The 2,419-nt window shown below is 61.4% G+C and carries 4 protein-coding genes; all 4 read left to right on the plus strand.

Annotation, left to right across the window (positions count from 1 at the left end; translation table 11 throughout):
• On the plus strand, nt 1-323 hold a 323-nt coding region (locus EN939_RS30025; protein WP_206528375.1), incomplete at its 5' end, for a flagellar biosynthetic protein FliR.
• A gap of 2 nt (nt 324-325) precedes the next feature.
• Nucleotides 326-709: a hypothetical protein gene (locus EN939_RS30030; RefSeq protein WP_127271285.1), complete on the plus strand. Its 384-nt coding sequence runs from the start codon at nt 326-328 to the stop codon at nt 707-709.
• 180 nt (nt 710-889) lie between these two features.
• On the plus strand, nt 890-1,975 hold the full coding sequence (locus EN939_RS30035; RefSeq protein ID WP_127271287.1) for an ABC transporter ATP-binding protein: 1,086 nt from the start codon (nt 890-892) through the stop codon (nt 1,973-1,975).
• Nucleotides 1,976-2,011: 36 nt separating this feature from the next.
• The coding region (locus tag EN939_RS30040; RefSeq protein WP_245473211.1) for an extracellular solute-binding protein at nt 2,012-2,419 on the plus strand (408 nt) is incomplete at its 3' end.

Consider the following 2,419-nt stretch of genomic DNA (forward strand, 5'->3'; position numbering starts at 1 on the left):
AGATAATACGCGCGCTGGTTTCCTCCTACACGGTCGCGCCGGTCAACGTCTTCTTCAACCCGCAGGCCGCCCTCGTCGATGTCACCGACACGGTGTCGGACACGTTCTTCCTGGTCATCCGCCTCGGCAGCCCGTTCGTCGCCTATGCTATTCTCGTCAATCTGACGATCGGCTTCGTCAACAAGCTGACGCCGCAGATCCCGATCTATTTCATCTCCCAGCCCTTCATCATCGCCGGCGGCATGATCATCTTCTATTTCGCCGTCGGCACCATGCTGTCGCTGTTCGTCGACGGCTTCGTCGATCTGACATTGGCGAGATAGAAATGAGCACGCGCAAGGACCGCCTCAAGAAGCTGGTCAAGGTTCAGGAACAGCTGAAGGCGCTGCACGAAACCCGCCACGCCACCTTCCTTGCGGCGGCCAGTGCCGCCGAGGCCGAGGCCAAGGAACTGGTCGGCCATTTCGACCAGGCCGATTCGCTCTCCGCCCTGTTTCCCGATCTCTACCATCGCCGCATTGCCCAGGCGGTGGTGCGCCAGGAAGCGAACCTGGCGAGCGCCAGGCAGGAAGCCAGCCTCATCGCCGCGGCGACCGCCCGCACCAACATGGTCGAGCGCGCCTACAAGGACGTACGCAACCGCGACGAACGCGAACGCTCCGACCGCGAGCGGCTGGACCTGATCACGCAGAAGCGGACGCAGGAGTAGTTGGGAGCATTGTGTGGCGCGAAGCGGACCCTCCAAGGTTCGGCTTTCCCGTAAACGCTTTACAGCCCGGTTTGGTAGCGCTACCGTTTCAGCCTAGCGTGAGCCTGGGAGGAGCCAGGGCTGTCGCTAGCGGAAGCGTTGTTCCTTCGACGACGTCGCGGGAATTTGTTGGGAGGATCGATGGCGTCTGTCGCAATTGGCGAAGTCTATAAATCATTCGGCGCTGTCGAGATCCTGCACGGGGTCAGCGTGAACATCGAGGACGGCGAGTTCGTCACTCTGGTCGGACCGTCGGGCTGCGGAAAATCAACCCTCCTCAGAATGATCGCCGGCCTAGAAAAGATTTCACGCGGCCAGATCGCGATTGGCGAACGTGTCGTCAACAACGTTGCGCCCAAGGAGCGCGACGTCGCCATGGTCTTCCAGAACTATGCGCTCTACCCACACATGACCGTCGCCGAGAACATGGCGTTCTCGCTGATGCTCAAAGGAGTTTCCAAGCCGGAGAGCGATGCAGGCGTGCGCCGCGCGGCCGAAATCCTTGGGCTGGTGCCGTTGCTGGCGCGCTATCCTCGGCAGCTTTCCGGCGGCCAGCGCCAGCGCGTCGCAATGGGCCGCGCGATCGTGCGTGATCCGGCGGTCTTTCTCTTCGACGAACCGCTGTCCAATCTCGACGCCAAACTCAGGGTGCAGATGCGCGCCGAGATCAAGGAACTGCACCAGCGCCTCAAGACCACGACAGTCTACGTCACTCACGATCAAATCGAAGCCATGACCATGGCTGACAAGATCGTGGTCATGCATGACGGCATCGTCGAGCAGATAGGGCCGCCGCTGGAACTCTATGACCGGCCGAACAATCTTTTTGTCGCCAGCTTTATCGGCTCGCCGGCCATGAATTTGCTGAGGGGCGAGATCGCTACCGACGGCTCACCCTCGTTCCGCGGCGCCGGGGGGATTTCGGTCCCGTTGGCCTCGGCACTTTCCATCCGCAATGGCGAGCCTGTGGTGCTGGGAATAAGGCCCGAGCATTTGCGGCTGTCCGACGACCAGGGCATTCCGGTCACCGTCGCGGTGGTTGAACCAACCGGGTCCGAAGTGCAGCTCATCGGCCGGACAGCCGGCGGCGAAGAGATCGTCGCGAATTTCCGGGAACGACATTCCTTTACGCCGGGCGAAACCATCCGGCTTACGGCCGAGCCCAGCCTTATCCATCTCTTTCACGCAGAAACCGGACAGAGATTCCAGACACGTATCGATCAGTAGGACCACAGGCAAGGACAACAACAGGAGGAAACGAGCATGAAGTTCACCAGACGCGACGTGATCCGCACCACCGCCGGCGCGGCGGCGGGTGCCTTGGGAAGTCGGTTCATCAGCTCTCCGGCCCTTGCCCAGGACGGACTGAAATACAAACCCGAGGATGGCGCCAAGCTTAGACTGCTGCGCTGGTCGCCCTTCGTCCAGGGCGATGAAGACCAATGGCTGGCCAACACCAAACGCTTCACCGAGGCGACAGGTGTCGAGGTTCGCGTCGACAAGGAAAGCTGGGAGGACATTCGTCCCAAGGCGGCGGTCGCAGCAAATGTCGGGTCCGGCCCCGACCTGATGTTCGTCTGGTTCGATGACCCGCACCAATATCCCGACAAGCTGCACGACGTGAGCGAACTGGGCGAGTATCTCGGCTCGAAATATGGCGGCTGGCCCGCG

This window comes from Mesorhizobium sp. M7A.F.Ca.CA.002.05.1.1 (genome assembly GCF_003998335.1).
Classification (GTDB): domain Bacteria; phylum Pseudomonadota; class Alphaproteobacteria; order Rhizobiales; family Rhizobiaceae; genus Mesorhizobium.

Bases quoted from the DNA above. Each gene is read 5' to 3' on its own strand.
- EN939_RS30035 (WP_127271287.1), top strand. From the start codon at position 890: ATGGCGTCTGTCGCAATTGGCGAAGTCTATAAATCATTCGGCGCTGTC.
- EN939_RS30030 (WP_127271285.1), top strand. From the start codon at position 326: ATGAGCACGCGCAAGGACCGCCTCAAGAAGCTGGTCAAGGTTCAGGAA.